This window comes from Enterococcus sp. AZ196, assembly GCF_050498845.1.
GTDB lineage: Bacteria > Bacillota > Bacilli > Lactobacillales > Enterococcaceae > Enterococcus_A > Enterococcus_A murrayae.
The window spans coordinates 1,052,358-1,067,814 of sequence record NZ_JBIPAM010000002.1; the positions used below are offsets into that span (position 1 = coordinate 1,052,358).

Below are 15,457 nucleotides of genomic sequence, written 5' to 3' on the forward strand. Positions count from 1 at the left end.
GTCTCTCTTTTTCTTATGAAAGGAGTGCAGTTTATGATTATTACCCTTGAAGAGGCGAAGAAAATCTATCCGTCAGTTACTCAAGATGACATTGATGGGATTGAAATAGCGATCAGAGAGTTAACAAACAATCCATTTCAGAATCGAAAAGCTCGATTCCATGAGCTTAGATTTGGTAGCGAGAAAACCGTTATTGTTAATCAAGAGGTCGAAGGAATCAGAAAAGGGGATACGATCCAGATATCGGGTAGCAAATGGAATGATGGGCTTTATGTTGTTAGTGAGGTCTCTGGAAACGAAATCACTTTTGAGGAAGCGCGTTTTTTCACTGGTATCAATCGACAGGCATTCGTTACCAAGATAGATTACCCTGCCGACATAGTGGCCGGGGTTAAAAAGCTTCTAAAATATGATTCAAAGATGGCTGATAAAGTCGGGTTGAAGTCTGAAACTGTCTCTCGTATGTCTAAGACGTATTACGATCAAAATAGTACGGAAATTGTAGCAGGTTATCCCGCTGCAATGATGTCTTTTGTAAATAAGTATCGTTTGTTGAAGTGGTGATCCTATGTTGCCATTTGAGATTTTGAGAGAGAAAAAGACAGGAAAGCTCGATGAGCGTAATAATCCGATTGTTGAATGGCTCGTCGTTCATGAGCTCTCAGGACTTATGGACATGATAACGGGATCAGACGAACAGACCTATCAAAATAGCCTGATAGCGACCTCCCAGCAGGTTTTAATTAGTGAAGATGTGTCTTTCCCTATTCTAACTACAGATCGTATCAGAAATCCCAGGACGGGCGTAGAATTCGAAATAACATTTGTAGACGACCCGATGGAATTGGAACACCATTTGGAAATTTATTGTAAGAGGTGGACGTAATGGCGTTTATTGATAATTCCAGTCAAGCAAAGCGAGCAATCAATCTGGCTACCATTCGGTGGCTACTTTCAGCATGTACTCTAGTCCAAGGTCAAGCGGTGTTATTGGCACCAGTTCAGACGGCGAGACTAAAAGGGTCTATTGACTATGTTGTTGATGAAAGAGAGCTTGTCGGGTATGTCGGAACGAGTGTTGAGTATGCAATTTACATCGAGTTCGGAACTGGGGAGTTTGCGGAAAACGGGCGGGGAAGAAAAGGCGGATGGGTCTATCAAGATCCATCTGGTGAATGGCATTTCACATATGGACAGCCGCCGCAGCCATACCTAAGGCCAGCATTCAGACAGAATAAAAGTAAAATTGAAGCTTTGGCCAAACAAATTTTTGGAGGGATTTAATGAGTGAACGTATCAAAGTAATAAATTATCTTGAGTCGCTTTTTCGTCAAGCGATTCCAGAAAGCTATTACATGAAAAACAGAAAGAAAAAAGTAGTTTATCCATATATGACGTTTACTCTATCGGGTGAGCCTATACGATTCACTGGACAAGGTTTCTATATTGATATGGATGTATTCGATGATAAAAAAAACAGCGATGTGGATTTGTTAAAAGCAGTGTCCGCAATTCTTGAGAAGTTTCCAGATCATGAGCCGTTTAATCAGTTAACTGATGATTTTTTGGTACAGATCAATTACCAGAACGATTCAGGAATACCTACAGGATCGGATACGTTACAACGTCATACGCTGCAATTGTACGCGAAAATTGATTGGAGGAAATAAAATGGCTATTACTAGCGAGAAGTTACCTAAAACAGGTTATTCAAAAGAAACACCGAACTTCTATCTTTTGAATGCCGGGGCATGGGTTAAAAATCTAAAGTGGGATAAAACTGAAAGTAAATGGGCTTTTGATTTGATTGGGGCGACCTCTGGAGGATCAAAGATCACTATTAAAAACACTTATCGACAAGTAGAAGTCGATGGGATTTTTACCACACCTGTCGGGTCGGACATGATCGAAGAGGCTGAGGCTACTGCAGAGTTAAACTTTATTGAAATGACTCTGGATAACCTAAAAATGATTTTGCTTGCTGATGCTACTGAAAGCGGAGAAGGCGGAGACTTTCCACCTGGTTACACTATTATTAAGCCGAAAGATAAGATTACTACAACCGACTATGTTGAAAATATGGCGTATGTTGGAACTTTAGCAGGATCGGATAAACCGATCATTATCATTTTTCATTATGCTATTTGTACGAGCGGTCTGGAGGTAGAGCCAAAAGACAAAGAGGAAGCAATTTACACGGTTACTTTTGAAGCTCGAACCGGGGCAGATAATTTGGACACGATGGCGTTACCAGTCACGATCTTGTACCCCAAAATGGATGTTGCACCAGCTAAAGCCCCAATGCTTGCAGAGAAACAAATTGACGGAGCTCCTGAGGCAAGTAAAGTAAAAGACGAAGATAAAGGAGCGACTAAATAATGAGTAAAAGTAAAGTGACAGAATTGCCTAAAAAGACAGATGAGGAGCTAAAACAAGCGCAAGAAGCAGCTGAAAAAGAACGGCAAGCGGCAAAAGAGGCAAAAGTTTCGGCGAAGCTGGCAGCTTATCCAATGCGTGAGCTTGAAAGTGATGATCTGTTTGAAGTGCTGGAGATTTGCGAACGATTGAATGTTGCTGATCTAGTTATTGAGTTTTTAGCTGAACGAGATAAAAGCTCAATTAAAGCCCAACAGGCTAAAGGTTTAGCAGCTATTGCAGCCAAGGATACCGAGAACTTATCAAAAGTGCAGGAAATGCAAAGTAAAATTACTGATATTCAAAATGAATTATCAGAATCAAGCTTTGAGATTATCGGGAAAATTGTAAAGCTTGTTCTTTCCAATATCAGCATTATCCGTCCAGAATTAAACGGCTTGTTAGCTAAACTAACGAATAAGACGGTTGAAGATATCGGAGAGATGAAATTAGTCACCTACGTACTATTAATCAAAGCTTTTTTCGCAAAGCCGGAGCTCAAGGAATTATCCGACTTGCTATTCTAGTTGAGCGAAACGGCGGACAAATGAAGTTAAGAGACATCCTTTTTAAACGTTACGGGGACGTCTCTTTTTTGTTGTCTACGATTCCTTTTCGGAAGGTATGCGATTTCCTTTCTACCATGTACCGAGAACATCAAAACGATGAGCTTTGGAGAGTCTATCTATCGAATCCTTTCCGTGAGACATCTTTCAATGATTGGAAAGATGAGGTTGTTGGCTCAGGCAAGTCGAAAGAACAAATCGAGACAGAGGCAAAAACAGCGGCTGATAAAGCGCTGGCTATGCTGAACAACACATCAGGAGGTGCAGTCAATGGCGGTTAATATTTTCGAAATGTTTGGGAAGATTGGTGCCAAAGATGAGGCTTCCGGTGTGATTGACCGCGTTACGCAGAAAGCAAAGTCAGCAAACCACACTCTTTCTAATGGTTTGGCATCCATAGGGAGCAAAGCTTCTGCAGCTGGGTCATTTCTAACCTCTAAAATTACCAAACCCGCAATTGGTGCAGCAACAGCATTAGGCGGAATTACGCTGGCTAAAGGGTTTGCCCGTTTAACTGGTATTGATGACGCACGAGCCAAACTAACAGGGTTAGGACACGATGCTGGAGCTGTAGAAGAAATCATGAAATCAGCTCTTGAATCTGTAAAGGGAACCTCGTTCGGGATGGATGAAGCGGCGACAACTGCAGCCAATGCGGTAGCTGCTGGAATTGAACCCGGTGAAAAGTTGACTAAGTACCTGAAAACGACAGCAGATGCGGCAGCAATTGCCGGGGTATCCATGTCGGAAATGGGCGCAATTGTTAACAAGGTTCAAACGGGTCAGAAGGCCTATACAGAGAACTTGGAGCAACTATCTGATCGAGGCATACCAATCTATCAATGGTTGGCCGAAGAGGCTGGAGTTGCTGCAGGTGAGGTTAAAGACCTAGCATCTAAGGGAGAAATATCTTCAGAGATGTTTATGGCTGCGATCGAAAAGAATATCGGTGGAGCAGCTGCAATCATGGGGGATATGTCTTTTACAGCATCCCTTAAAAATATGTGGGCGGCTGTTGGTCGTATTGGAGCGAATTTCTTAGACGCTGGCGGTAAGGGTGGCGGTTTCTTTAGTCAAATGAAACCGTTGATCGGTAATGCTACTGACATGTTAGGAGGCCTTGAAGAAAAAGCCGGAGAATTTGGAGAAAAATTCGGAAAGGCCTTTTCAGATGCTGTTAAATTTGTGACAGATTTAAAATCACAATTTGACGGATTAAGCCCTGAGATGAAAGGGACAATTCTACAAGCGGTCAAAATGGGATCGGCTTTAGCTGTAGGCTTAGGACCTGCTTTACAGATTACTGGAAAAGTGACGACTGCACTTGCACCAGTGGCTAAAGGGTTAGAAACTGCGAGTCATGTGGCTGGTACTTTCGCTGATTCATTTAAATTAATCCCAAGTAAAGCAACCGATAGCATGGGAAAAGCGAAAAATTCCGTGATGGATTTTACGTCAAAAGGCAAACAAGGCTTAATGAGCTTCAAGAGTATATTGTCATCCATCGGTTCTGGAACTGGGAATATTGCAAGTAAGATATTTCCCGATTCTCTAGTGTCTAAAGTCACATCATTCAATAGCAAGCTTAAAAGTATACCGACCACAGGAATCGAAGCAGTCGGAAATAAGTTAAGTGGAGTTACATCAAAGTTTGAAAAAGTTACACCTTTCTTCGGGAAAATAGGCTCTGGGGCTCAGACAATGCTGTCAAAAGGAGCAGGAGCAGTAACGGGTATCGTAGGTCAAACTACAAGCGCATTAACCTCGATAATGGGAATAGCACTTAAAATGTTGGGTCCAGGAGTGATCATTGCCGGCATACTTGCCGGGGTGGGGCTATTGCAGGCTGGCTTCGGCGATCAGATTAATCAAATGATCATGCTTGCAATCACCAAAGGACCTGAACTAGTGGCCAACTTTACGAATTCGATTGTTTCAGCACTGCCCGGGTTAATTGCTCAAGGAGCACAACTAGTGGCTTCTGTGGCGTTGCTTTTTCAACAGATGTTCCCTGTTGTATTGCAGGCTGGTATTGATATTATAGTGACGCTTGTTAGTGGATTGACTCAAAATCTACCGTCTTTAGTTTCGTCAGCAATAACGATTATTCAAACGTTGCTGCAGGGATTGATATCGGCGGGACCACAGTTACTAATGGCCGGATTACAACTTCAACAAGGGCTGATTAACGGAATCATGCAAAACATGCCTCAGATGATTGGTGCGGCGAAGCAAGTCCTAGCGAACTTTGCGGCACAAGTTAGTGTGATGCTACCGAAAATTATCGATAGTGGGATAAAGATCCTTTTATCACTGATCAATGGAGTCGTGAAAACAATTCCTAAATTAGTACCGATAGTCGTTCAGTTCATTGGTGTGATAACGAATGCAGTCTTATCCAATTTGCCGAAAATTATTCAAGGCGGGATTCAAATACTTAAGGCATTGATTAAAGGTGTTGTGCAGATTATCCCGCAGTTGATTCCAATGATTGCACAGATTTTCGCTCAACTCGTTTCCGCGATCGGTAGAAATTTGCCGCAAATTTTACGCCAAGGAATCAAATTGTTAGGTGAATTAGGAAAGGGAATTATACAAGCAATTCCTGCTTTACTGAGGACGCTTCCGAGAGTCTTCAGAGAAGTGAAATCCGCATTTTCTAATGTCAATTGGGGATCTATCGGCAGAGATATTATCCGAGGTGTATCCTCTGGGATATCAGGAGCCGCAAGTTCGTTAATGGACGCAGCTGCGAATGCAGCAGGAAATGCTTTGAAATGGATGAAGAAAAAACTTGGCATCAAATCGCCGTCAAGAGTCTTCCGAGATGAAGTCGGTCAGTGGATCCCTAAAGGTATCGCTGTAGGAATTGAAAGAGATTCTGACGCGATGCAGAGAGCCTTAGACACAGCGGCGGATACATTAAGTTTTAATCCTGAATTGGACTCATCCATATTCAACTACGATCAGCAACGGGGGAATATCCAACCTGCAGGAAAGGCGGCATTTCTCAGAACAGATGAATCTAATATTACTCATACACAGCAGGATCAGGATCGTGAGATTTCCGTTGTGTTTAAGTTTGGCGAGGACATCATCGGGAAACTTGTTGCTAAAATCAGTGAGCTTCAGGGACGAGAAATTGATATACAAAGTATGTTTTAGGAAAGAGGACTTTTGATGGAAGAAACAGCGATGGTACCTATTCAGCCGTATTCATTCCAATACGATGGCCGACTTCTTGAAAGAGTATTTGATACTTATCGTACAACTAAAGTCGAGGGCAGAGGAACACTCTCTGTCCTCTTTGAAGTTGATCAAGTAGCAGTCGGATCTAAAATATCCACTCAAAAAATTTCTGATAATACATTAAAGATTAGATATATGATGTATTTTGAAGAGTTTGGGGATATTCGAAAACTGCAAAGGGATTTAAAACAATTTTTGTACAAAGAAAAAGATGTCCCGATAGTCTTTCAAGACGACCCTGGTATCTATTATTTTGGACGGCTTTCTAAATTCGACGAGGAAGACATTACGATAAGCTCCGGATGCTTCGAGGGCTCTTACGAAATCTATTGTCAAGATCCTTTGAAGTATTCAAAGACGAAACAAAGCGGTAGCCAGATAACTATAAAGTCTCCTGTTGAAACAACACCAGAAAAAATCGAAGTACAAATTGTTCGGGGATCAAGCATACAAATTAAAAATAAAATGACGGGTAAGATAATCAAAATAACAGGAGGATCCATTTATTCTGGAAATACTCTCGTATTTGATTTTGATCAAGGGATCCTACTTGTGAATGGCGTTGATAAAACAGCTATTATTGATCTGGACTCTGACTTTGAAAATTTTTACATCCATAGAGGGGATGTCTTGGAGTGCAACAACGGAGTAATGGTGGTCCAGTGCAGAGAGGTGTATATATGAAATATTCATCAACCGTTTATTTTTTTGATGATAAGCAGCAACTTATCAGGATGGTAACAAAGAAATACCTCACTCAGAACAAACAACAAATGGAAATTACTGCAGACAAGTCGGAGCTTCTCAATGATAGGCTCTACGTTTCTACAGAGTACGACAAGAGGATAGAATCAGCTGCATATATGGCCGTGAAAGAATCAGATGGAACTTTTTCAATGTATGCCATTCAAACGGGTGAAGATCCACACAACAGAGGCGACTTTGTTGGTGTGAATTTCGCAGTCCGAGAACTTGAAGGGTTTATTGTAAAAGACATTAGACCTACAAACAGAACGATGAACTATGTAGCAAGTCAAATCTTAGAAGCCACAGAGGGTGAATGGCGGGTAGGATATGTAATACCTAATCTACCAATGGTTACAGATAACTTCTACTATCAATCGGTGAAGGATTGTTTGAAACAGCTGCAGAGCCATGGTTGTGAAATCAGGTTTAAATGTAAGATCGAAAATAGGCGTATCACAGATAAATATATTGAAATATACGACAAGATCGGTACTGCCTCCAACAAGCGTTTTACTTATGGTGGCAGTGCTCTTTCTATTGTGAAAGAACAAACTCGATCACAACTTTATACGTCGCTAATTGGTCGCGGCAAAGGTGAAGAGGTCGGCGACGGGTACGGACGTAGAATCGAATTTACAGACATTGAATGGAAAAAATCAGATGGTAAGCCTGTAAATAAACCAAAAGGACAGAACTTCATCGAGTTGCCAGAAATGACGGCTTTGTACGGGATACCGCTGAAAAATGGGAAGATGGGAAAGCGTGAAGGTGTTACAATTTTCGACGACATCGAAGACAAAGAGCAGTTGTTGTTAAACACATACAACGCTCTAATTGAAATAAGCCGTCCGTTGGTTCAATTTAAAACAGAAGTATTCTCAGGCGATGAGATCGGTAATACGATTCAAGTTCACCGTTACGACCGAGATTATCATTATAGAGCAAGAATCTTTAGTGTTACTATTGATCGATTAACCGGAAAAGTGAATTCGTCTGTAGGAGATAATTTGGCTAAAAAGTCATCTATCAAAACATCCTCTGATATCAAGTTAGATCTTGAACGGATAGATGAGGAAAAAGCTTCGTTTTATACGTCTGAACAAATAGCTAAATGGCAATCGGATATTATCCGAGGAGCCAAAGGCGGAGCGTTTATCATGTTGAATCAAGAAGATTTAGGCATAGGAGACGATCGCACGCCGTTTGCGACTGTCTGGATGAATGGCTTATCGCTAGAAACATCTGATCACTTTCTAGTCGCAAATTCTGAGGGAATCGGCTTTATTGACGGTGATTTCAATATGGATAATTTCCACACCGCTTGGACCATTGACGGCGTATTTAATGCCCGATTTATTCAAACGGGGATTTTGGCCGGTCCGAATTTCTTTTTGAATTTGGATACAGGCGTTGCAGAGTTTGCAAAGGGAAAGATTACAGGGCCAGGATTGGAAATAAACATGACCACAGGGAATGTCACAATGAAAAAAGGTCGAATCGAGTCAGCCAATGGAAATAGTTACATTGATTTAAATTCAAATGATTTTAAGTTGGATAATGGTTCTGCGGTTCGCATTACGCCTAGAGCAGTCTCAATCTATTCAGGAGACAGCCTTGTTTCAGAGTTCAATCAAAGTGGTATAGGTATTTGGCGAGATGATAGACCAGTTGGTTTTATCGGAACCAATACAAAGAAATACTTTCCTCAAGTAAAAGGACTTGTATTCGATCTCGAGTATGAAGAGGGCGACTACATATCAATGACTTATCGAGAAAGTGAAAATGCGACGACATACACGCCAATGTTAACAGCGGATCCAAAAGGGCAACTGTACACACGACGAGGAGTACATTCAGAATTAAATTTCTACGCGAAAAAAGGAGTCTATACAGACTATTTAGGAATTCTAAGCGGTTCGCAGTATATGCAAGTGACTCAATATAAAGTTAACGGTGTTGCAGGTATTGCTCTTTTACATGACAGCTCAGGAATTGTATTTGTTAACGGGGATACTTATATTAAAACGTCAGGAGGATTATATTCATGGGAAGATTGGGTAGTGAATCGACCAATATAGATGTAAAAAATTTAGCTGATATTCCAATCGAAATAAAAGAAGTCAAAGAAAAGAAAGTGAGCGGAAAAGTTACTTTGCCCCCTTGGAAGAAAAAGGAGAATGAAAATGAATAAACCAGAAATGGACCCAAGAATTCAAAAGAATAGCGAAATGTTAGCCATTGAACTTGGCAAATTGACCATGCAAAACATTGAATTGCAGGTAGCTTGTGAAGCATTACAAGCTGAAAACGTTCGATTGAAAGACGAACTAGATTCTAAAAATAATGAATCAAACGACAAAGATAAAAAGTAGGTGAATGAAGTGATCTACGAAGAAATTTGGCTTGATATCAATAAGTTTGAAACAGGCTATGCAGTGGCCGCACGTCAAAATGAAGAGATCGCACAATTAAAGCTGATTATCACGAATAACGGTGTACGAATTGACAATACTCAGTTTACCGTTCGATTCATTGGTAACAACCCAAAGGGCGATTTAACCGACGGTTCAGCTAATAGAACGAACGAAAGTGGTTCTTATCTCTATACATTCACCAAAGAGAATCTTTCCGTACCCGGGAAGTATCAGAATGCCTATTTCCAGATCTTTGATCGGTACGGAAAAGAGATCACTTCCTGTAATTTTGAAATGCGGGTCATTGATCAAGCAGACATGTCTGCAGATCAAGCAACGGTCCATGTTTCGATACTTGATGAAATGCTAAATAAGCACGACAAGGAGTTGACCGAGCAAAAAGAGGAATTCATCGACTACTCCAACCAGCAAAAAGACGAGTGGGGGAACTTCGTTGATTCTAATAAAGAAATTATTCAAGATGTTGACCCTGGTGGCAAAGTATTAACGGAATTGATAGAGGCACGTAAACCACAAGAAGAATCGGCCTATCCAACATTAAAAGAGCGACTAGATGCAAATGACTCCGGTGTGAAAGAGATTCAAAGTAGAATTGATGGAAGTAATGATCCGGCTTTCCTTGCTTTAAATGGCGGACTAGAAGATCGATTAATTCAGTTCTACGAAACAAACGTATCTAAGATCAATCAGAATGCATTTAAGATTAATCTGATCACGGATATGCATTATCAAAAATCTATCTACTTGGGTGGTATTGCCGATCATGGCTTAGCAAGTCAATTAAGTATTAAATACCTCCAGATGCATGGGCTTTTTTCAAAGCATTGTGATCTGGCTATTTTGAACGGTGATAATGTCCATGGCCGAGAGAACAAAGAACTGACTCGTAAGGCAAACGAAGACGTTCGAAAGATCGGGGACATGTTTGAGTGTCCAACGGTGTACCAGATTGGGAATCATGATGATGCCGTGTGTTACAAGCCTGTCAAAGATCGATCGGTCTTTTTGAGCCTGCAGGAATTAAAAGACGTCTATAAAGTCTCCTCATTTAATCGGAAGCTTGTCAGTGAGAAACATAAATTGATGATTCTTGCAGTTTCGACTTATGACAATCCAGAAAGATTTTATAATAATGTCAATCAATATCCCAGGGACCTATATAGCATTATCACTACAGAAACCTTTAATTTTGTGAAAACCAGTTTACAAGAATGTCCCGATGACTATCGAGTGTTGATCGTGCAACATTGCCCACTAAACGGAACAAACGGCATGTCGAGCGATCTCACGTATAACATCAATCACGGTGTTATGTTGACGCTGCTGCAGGCGTTTAACAACAGCACGGGTGCTATTCTATCGGGGAACAATTCCAATTTTCCAGTTAGTGGCACAGTCGACTTTAAAAACAAGCCGAAAAATCGTTTGTTGGCCGTCGTATCTGGCCATAAGCATAAGGATGAATTTTCCGAAACCGGAACGATCCGGCATGTAACCCGCATTAGCCAAGTTTGCTCAGCTCCTGATGGAACTGTTACCAGAGAAATTGGAACAGATACAGAGGTGGCCGTTGACATTATTGAGGTAACGGACACCAAGTTGAAATTTAATCGCTTGGGCGTTGGTGAGTCGTTAGAATTTAGTATTTAGGAGGGAATCAAATGGAAGAAAAACAAAGTTTATCCGCCCTCTGGGCAATTGTTATGAACCATATTGGTTCCAATGGATTTAGTGAGCACTCAGACGCTCGTATCAATGTGGCGGGTTTTGTACCTGCCTCAGAGGGTACGGCGGTCATGCATGGACTGGTTGGTGCAAAAGGCGGCTTTCTGGACGGTGTGGATTTAAACGATGTTGTACAAGGTGGGATTTACATGTTGCCGCCGATGGACAAGGTTACAAATGGTCCTTTCTTAGTGACACAAGTATCACAGTGGAGCCATGTTATAGTTTTAAGGAATTTTGGATCTAATGCAGATGCAGGTGACGATGAGGTGAATATTTTTCAGATTCTTATCACTCATCAGCCCTCACCAAAATTCGCAATTCGAACGAAGTTCGGGACTACATGGAATCCATGGAAATATCTGAGTCCCTTACGTTTATGGATCGGTAATGTAACGGGGCAGACAGAGACAGAGATACCGTTGTCACAATCATACTTAGATTTTGATATCTTGCGATTTGAGTATCGAGGATTACGAACGGCAGGGTCTCATTTTGTGGACGTCCCGCTTTATGCAAAGCCGACAGAGTTTTCTTTGCGAAGCTTCAACTTACCGAACAGTGTAAATACAAACCCAGCAATTGAATTCGGCGAGCTGAACATAACCGTGAAGGATAATAAAACACTTACTCTTAAAGAATCGGTGGCAAATTTAGCGAATGGTGGAACCATCCGACAAGATATGCCGCTGGGAGGTATGGCGCTAAAGAGCGTTTGGGGAATTCATCAATGACACGGCACACCTTCGGGTGTGTCTTTTTATTTATTAGTAGCAACAGCCAAAATCAGAAAAGGAAAGTGAGATAAATGGATATGAAAATGATTCTATGGGCGCAAACAATGATGGAGAATGAACACGGAAAGTTGCTTATCTGGTTAGCATTTGTTTTGGTGCTAATGGCTATAGACGTAGTGACTGGGTTCATTCAAGCTTATATTAATCGAGATTTAAAATCGAAAAAAATGAGTAATGGATTACTAAAGAAATTCGCTCTTTTGTTGGTGCTGGTTGCGATCGTTCCACTAACAATCGTTTTACCTAGTCTCTTTTCTACAAGTGTGATCATTACAGTTTATGCACTCGAAACGCTTAACGAGATGATGAGTATCGTAGAAAATCTGAATAAACTAGGGATCGCGACAAACATGTTTGATCCAATTATCAAGAGATTACAAGCGAATGGACAGGAAGATGAAAAAATCAGCGTGGATCCAGACGACCAAGAAAATAACGTACGATAGGAGGGGTTAGAAATGGCTGGAAATATTCAAACATTCATTAACCGTATGATTTATTGGTGTGTCACTGTTAGCCTGGGGTACGATCAAAGTAACCGTCAAGATTTTCGAAACGGCGGCGAAACAGATTGCTCAGCTCTCGTTTTGCATGCATTACGAGAAGCTGGGTTTGATACAGGTAGTGCGACGTATACAGGAAATATGCGATCTAATCTAACCGCAAGAGGTTGGAAAGTTGTAGCCAACAATGGTAGACCGCAAGCAGGCGATATTCTGTTGAATGATGTGAATCATGTTGCTGTTTACATTGGCGGTGGGAAACTCGCTCAAGCTTCAATTGATGAGCGTGGAAAAATCTCAGGTGGTAAGGGCGGCGATCAAACCGGACGCGAAACGAATGTCAGTCCATACTACAACTATCCTTGGAATTGTTATTTGCGGTGGGTGGGATCCGGATCCACGGGAACACCAGGCAATAGCAGTAAATTAGCCATTGACGGTTCTTGGGGACCCGCTGTAACTCGTAGGCTCCAGGAGTATTGCACATTATCAAGTAGAGATGGCGTTGTTAGTCATCAATACAAGGAAAACTGCAATCAGTTTATCTATGCGGCACAGTTTGATCGTACGTTGATCGGATCGCAATTGATTCGGGAAATGCAGAAACGTTTAAAACCAAAAGGATTTTACACAGGGGTGATTGACGGACTCGGTGGGACTGAAACGATTAAAGCCCTACAGCGAGCGTTTAAAACTACTGTTGATGGATTTATTAGTCCTCAGAGTGATCTAGTGAAGGCAATGCAGCAAGCTTTAAATGCGAATAAACTGCCGTTTTGATGTATGTAGTAGGCTAATTTCTTGCTCTACAAGTAACAAATGGCTACTATTAAAAAAGAGAGAGACCAGATACAGCAACCTTTGACGGAGGGGCTGTGGGGAAATATCGGTCTCTCTCTTTTTTTATTGTATTACTTGAAGTATTAATACACAATGTTTTCTTATTAATAGACAATTGAACGCAGGTAAATCATTTGTTATAATCAAACCAAGCTTACTTCGAGGCTTATTTTTATCCCGAAGACTGATCGAGCTAGCTTCAGATCAGTCTTTTTTTGTGCAATGAGCAATATTTTTGATTAAAAGATCGTAGAAGACTATTCTATAATCATAAGGATAGTCCTCCTTTCAGACAAAAACAGTAGGGACTTTTTGTCGCAAGATCATTTTTGACCATAATGACCTTAATCGCTTACTTCAGTATTTTTAAGTTGTCTACACGGTTGAGTCCCTACTTTTTCAACCGTTTTTTTGTCAAATTGACGAAATAAAATGTTGTGATATAATCAAAAACAGCTTATTAAAATAAGCAATGTATTCCAGAGGTTCGGTCAGCTTTTCCCAGAAAGCGTGCCGAGCCTTTTTTAATTGACACAAATTCTTTGTAAGTTATAAGTAAGTTGTCGGCAGCTTGCTCGTTGTTGACCTCAAAATTATCTAGCAGATTGATTCGTAAATGAGTTGATCTGCTCTTTTTTTGTAATTTGACACAAAATATTTGTTTGATATAATAAAAAATGTTAGTGTCATTGCTAACAATTCTGGTTCCAAGACTGGTGGGGACCTCCCATACGTTCCGCCAGTCCATTTTTGTACCCATTGCTCAGCTGAGTATTATTTGCAAGACATACGGAAAAAGCACTCATGACGAGTGCTTTTTCTATTTAGAATTATTATTTTTAACAATTACGAACTAACTATATTGCTTTATTTTATATTAATTATCTCTTTTCGAAAACATATTGAACATATAGAAGTTATGTGATAGTATTATAAATAATGAAAATGGAGGTTATTTTATGAAAAAAGTTATTATTGGGTTGATGGCAGTAGTTAGTTTAGGAGTTGTAACAGGTGTTACTCCTGTAGCCAATGATTTGATTGGTGCAGAAACGGTAGAAGCTGCGAAAGCAAAGCCTTTATTGGCTTATGGTTCTATGGGAAACGATGTTAAGATTGTTCAACGAATAGTGGGAGTCAAGGTTGACGGAGTTTTCGGGAAAGATACTTATAACGCTGTTTGGTATTATCAGTATGGTAGAGGATTGAAAGCTGATGGGATCGTTGGCAAAGCTACATGGAGAGCTATGGGATATAAATAGAACTGACAAAAAACTCACACCCTTAACTTTAATAACGGGTGTGAGTTTTTCTATTTGAATATATCCCAAAAGCTAGCGGTCGTCTTTTTGTAGCCTTTGTTATAAGCCGCTTTTTTAGGGTCTTTGACCCAACCTGCTCCTTTTTTACCGTATCCTGGACTACTAACTTTTTTGACTTTTCGTTTTGCTTTCCCCGTAGTTCTAGCCTTAAATGACTTCTTAATACTTGGTTTTCTAATGCCAAACTTCATTTTTCACTCTCCTATACTTTTTGGTTTCTGAGGTATTCTACAAAATCATCTAGCGTTTTGTCGGCGGCATTGGCTAAACGGATCATTGTACCAATTTTCACATTTTCCCAGTCATTAGAATTGTTCAAGCGTGTCAAACTACTAGGCATTATCTTTGTTGCCTGGGCGAGTTTATAGTTGCTCGTGAAACCAAAATCTCTTTTGTACATATCAAACCATTTCACACTAAACACCTACTTAAATTTCTTGTAATAGAGATATCGAACGCCAGCAAATACGAGGGCAATAATTGAAAGGCCGAGAATGATGTCCACTACATTTATCATAATATATATGCTAGAATTAAAGAAGAAGCAGAGAAGGGGTTAGCCCCCTCTGCGCTTCTTTTGAAGCTCTAGCTTCTTGATTTCGCTCTCATACTTTGCTTTTGTCCCGCTGTGCCAAAGCTGACGAGCAGTTATGAGAGTGATTATTGAAGCTATGATTTTCTCTAGCATTTCCTTCCCCCTTTCTATACTCTTATTATAATACGCAATGCGTATTAAGTCAACAGAATTCTCGAATAAAAAGGGGGCAAAAAAGGGGCAAAAAATCTCAACTAGTCCGTTCTAGCTCGAATTTTTATCGTAAACAAATTGTTATTAAACGTTGATTTAAAGCGAGTTTT

The 15,457-nt window shown here is 40.5% G+C and carries 19 protein-coding genes; 16 read left to right on the forward strand and 3 right to left on the reverse strand.

Going from position 1 to position 15,457, the window contains the following annotated elements:
* Positions 1-33: 33 nt before the first annotated feature.
* From IGI67_RS22710 to IGI67_RS22785, 16 genes are all read left to right on the forward strand, one after another.
* Positions 34-564, forward strand: coding sequence for a hypothetical protein (locus IGI67_RS22710; protein ID WP_429959413.1), 531 nt, complete (start codon positions 34-36; stop codon positions 562-564).
* 321 nt (positions 565-885) lie between these two features.
* Positions 886-1,284, forward strand: a complete 399-nt coding sequence (locus tag IGI67_RS22715) for an HK97-gp10 family putative phage morphogenesis protein (protein ID WP_429959414.1) — start codon at positions 886-888, stop codon at positions 1,282-1,284.
* Complete coding sequence (locus IGI67_RS22720) at positions 1,284-1,670, forward strand: hypothetical protein (RefSeq protein WP_429959415.1); 387 nt, start codon at positions 1,284-1,286, stop codon at positions 1,668-1,670. Before IGI67_RS22715 ends, IGI67_RS22720 begins: the two co-directional genes overlap by 1 nt.
* A 1-nt stretch (position 1,671) precedes the next feature.
* Positions 1,672-2,379, forward strand: coding sequence for a hypothetical protein (locus IGI67_RS22725; RefSeq protein WP_429959416.1), 708 nt, complete (start codon positions 1,672-1,674; stop codon positions 2,377-2,379).
* Complete coding sequence (locus tag IGI67_RS22730) at positions 2,379-2,942, forward strand: hypothetical protein (RefSeq protein ID WP_429959417.1); 564 nt, start codon at positions 2,379-2,381, stop codon at positions 2,940-2,942. Before IGI67_RS22725 ends, IGI67_RS22730 begins: the two co-directional genes overlap by 1 nt.
* Before the next feature lie 20 nt (positions 2,943-2,962).
* Positions 2,963-3,262 (forward strand): hypothetical protein, encoded by a 300-nt coding sequence (locus IGI67_RS22735; RefSeq protein ID WP_429959418.1) that lies wholly within the window; start codon positions 2,963-2,965, stop codon positions 3,260-3,262.
* A complete protein-coding gene (locus tag IGI67_RS22740) occupies positions 3,252-6,146 on the forward strand; it encodes a tape measure protein (protein WP_429959419.1) in 2,895 nt (964 codons plus the stop codon). Before IGI67_RS22735 ends, IGI67_RS22740 begins: the two co-directional genes overlap by 11 nt.
* Positions 6,147-6,161: 15 nt before the next feature.
* On the forward strand, positions 6,162-6,914 hold the full coding sequence (locus IGI67_RS22745; protein WP_429959420.1) for a distal tail protein Dit: 753 nt from the start codon (positions 6,162-6,164) through the stop codon (positions 6,912-6,914).
* Positions 6,893-9,055 carry a phage tail spike protein gene (locus tag IGI67_RS22750; RefSeq protein WP_429959421.1) on the forward strand — a complete coding sequence of 721 codons (2,163 nt, stop codon included), beginning with the start codon at positions 6,893-6,895 and terminating at the stop codon, positions 9,053-9,055. Before IGI67_RS22745 ends, IGI67_RS22750 begins: the two co-directional genes overlap by 22 nt.
* Entirely contained in the window at positions 9,022-9,168 is a 147-nt protein-coding gene (locus tag IGI67_RS22755) for a hypothetical protein (RefSeq protein WP_429959422.1), read from the forward strand. Before IGI67_RS22750 ends, IGI67_RS22755 begins: the two co-directional genes overlap by 34 nt.
* The gene (locus tag IGI67_RS22760; RefSeq protein WP_429959423.1) at positions 9,161-9,349 is read left to right on the forward strand and encodes a hypothetical protein; all 189 of its coding nucleotides are present in this window, start codon (positions 9,161-9,163) and stop codon (positions 9,347-9,349) included. The genes IGI67_RS22755 and IGI67_RS22760 overlap by 8 nt, the downstream gene beginning before the upstream one ends.
* 9 nt (positions 9,350-9,358) lie before the next feature.
* Entirely contained in the window at positions 9,359-11,062 is a 1,704-nt protein-coding gene (locus IGI67_RS22765; protein WP_429959424.1) for a BppU family phage baseplate upper protein, read from the forward strand.
* A gap of 53 nt (positions 11,063-11,115) precedes the next feature.
* Complete coding sequence (locus IGI67_RS22770) at positions 11,116-11,871, forward strand: pyocin knob domain-containing protein (protein ID WP_429959425.1); 756 nt, start codon at positions 11,116-11,118, stop codon at positions 11,869-11,871.
* A 74-nt stretch (positions 11,872-11,945) separates the two neighbouring features.
* Positions 11,946-12,380, forward strand: a complete 435-nt coding sequence (locus tag IGI67_RS22775) for a phage holin family protein (protein WP_429959426.1) — start codon at positions 11,946-11,948, stop codon at positions 12,378-12,380.
* 12 nt (positions 12,381-12,392) lie between these two features.
* Entirely contained in the window at positions 12,393-13,217 is an 825-nt protein-coding gene (locus tag IGI67_RS22780) for a peptidoglycan-binding protein (RefSeq protein WP_429959427.1), read from the forward strand.
* Between the two features lie 1,019 nt (positions 13,218-14,236).
* Positions 14,237-14,539: a peptidoglycan-binding domain-containing protein gene (locus tag IGI67_RS22785; RefSeq protein WP_429959428.1), complete on the forward strand. Its 303-nt coding sequence runs from the start codon at positions 14,237-14,239 to the stop codon at positions 14,537-14,539.
* Positions 14,540-14,589: 50 nt separating this feature from the next.
* Here the strand turns inward: IGI67_RS22785 and IGI67_RS22790 are convergent, their stop codons facing one another.
* The 3 genes from IGI67_RS22790 to IGI67_RS22800 form a co-directional block, all read right to left on the reverse strand.
* On the reverse strand, positions 14,590-14,790 hold the full coding sequence (locus IGI67_RS22790) for a hypothetical protein (protein ID WP_429959429.1): 201 nt from the start codon (positions 14,788-14,790) through the stop codon (positions 14,590-14,592).
* Positions 14,791-14,801: 11 nt separating this feature from the next.
* Positions 14,802-15,014, reverse strand: a complete 213-nt coding sequence (locus IGI67_RS22795; RefSeq protein ID WP_429959430.1) for an XRE family transcriptional regulator — start codon at positions 15,012-15,014, stop codon at positions 14,802-14,804.
* Positions 15,015-15,155: 141 nt separating this feature from the next.
* Positions 15,156-15,287 (reverse strand): hypothetical protein, encoded by a 132-nt coding sequence (locus IGI67_RS22800; RefSeq protein ID WP_301521363.1) that lies wholly within the window; start codon positions 15,285-15,287, stop codon positions 15,156-15,158.
* Between the last annotated feature and the right edge of the window lie 170 nt (positions 15,288-15,457).

What these genes read in the sequence shown, in the direction of transcription:
- IGI67_RS22755 (WP_429959422.1), top strand. Translation starts at nt 9,022, where the DNA reads ATGGGAAGATTGGGTAGTGAATCGACCAATATAGATGTAAAAAATTTA.
- IGI67_RS22780 (WP_429959427.1), top strand. Translation starts at nt 12,393, where the DNA reads ATGGCTGGAAATATTCAAACATTCATTAACCGTATGATTTATTGGTGT.
- IGI67_RS22715 (WP_429959414.1), top strand. Translation starts at nt 886, where the DNA reads ATGGCGTTTATTGATAATTCCAGTCAAGCAAAGCGAGCAATCAATCTG.
- IGI67_RS22775 (WP_429959426.1), top strand. Translation starts at nt 11,946, where the DNA reads ATGGATATGAAAATGATTCTATGGGCGCAAACAATGATGGAGAATGAA.
- IGI67_RS22725 (WP_429959416.1), top strand. Translation starts at nt 1,672, where the DNA reads ATGGCTATTACTAGCGAGAAGTTACCTAAAACAGGTTATTCAAAAGAA.
- IGI67_RS22790 (WP_429959429.1), bottom strand. Translation starts at nt 14,790, where the DNA reads ATGAAGTTTGGCATTAGAAAACCAAGTATTAAGAAGTCATTTAAGGCT.
- IGI67_RS22770 (WP_429959425.1), top strand. Translation starts at nt 11,116, where the DNA reads ATGAACCATATTGGTTCCAATGGATTTAGTGAGCACTCAGACGCTCGT.
- IGI67_RS22720 (WP_429959415.1), top strand. Translation starts at nt 1,284, where the DNA reads ATGAGTGAACGTATCAAAGTAATAAATTATCTTGAGTCGCTTTTTCGT.
- IGI67_RS22730 (WP_429959417.1), top strand. Translation starts at nt 2,379, where the DNA reads ATGAGTAAAAGTAAAGTGACAGAATTGCCTAAAAAGACAGATGAGGAG.
- IGI67_RS22740 (WP_429959419.1), top strand. Translation starts at nt 3,252, where the DNA reads ATGGCGGTTAATATTTTCGAAATGTTTGGGAAGATTGGTGCCAAAGAT.
- IGI67_RS22800 (WP_301521363.1), bottom strand. Translation starts at nt 15,287, where the DNA reads ATGCTAGAGAAAATCATAGCTTCAATAATCACTCTCATAACTGCTCGT.
- IGI67_RS22785 (WP_429959428.1), top strand. Translation starts at nt 14,237, where the DNA reads ATGAAAAAAGTTATTATTGGGTTGATGGCAGTAGTTAGTTTAGGAGTT.
- IGI67_RS22710 (WP_429959413.1), top strand. Translation starts at nt 34, where the DNA reads ATGATTATTACCCTTGAAGAGGCGAAGAAAATCTATCCGTCAGTTACT.
- IGI67_RS22760 (WP_429959423.1), top strand. Translation starts at nt 9,161, where the DNA reads ATGAATAAACCAGAAATGGACCCAAGAATTCAAAAGAATAGCGAAATG.
- IGI67_RS22745 (WP_429959420.1), top strand. Translation starts at nt 6,162, where the DNA reads ATGGAAGAAACAGCGATGGTACCTATTCAGCCGTATTCATTCCAATAC.
- IGI67_RS22735 (WP_429959418.1), top strand. Translation starts at nt 2,963, where the DNA reads ATGAAGTTAAGAGACATCCTTTTTAAACGTTACGGGGACGTCTCTTTT.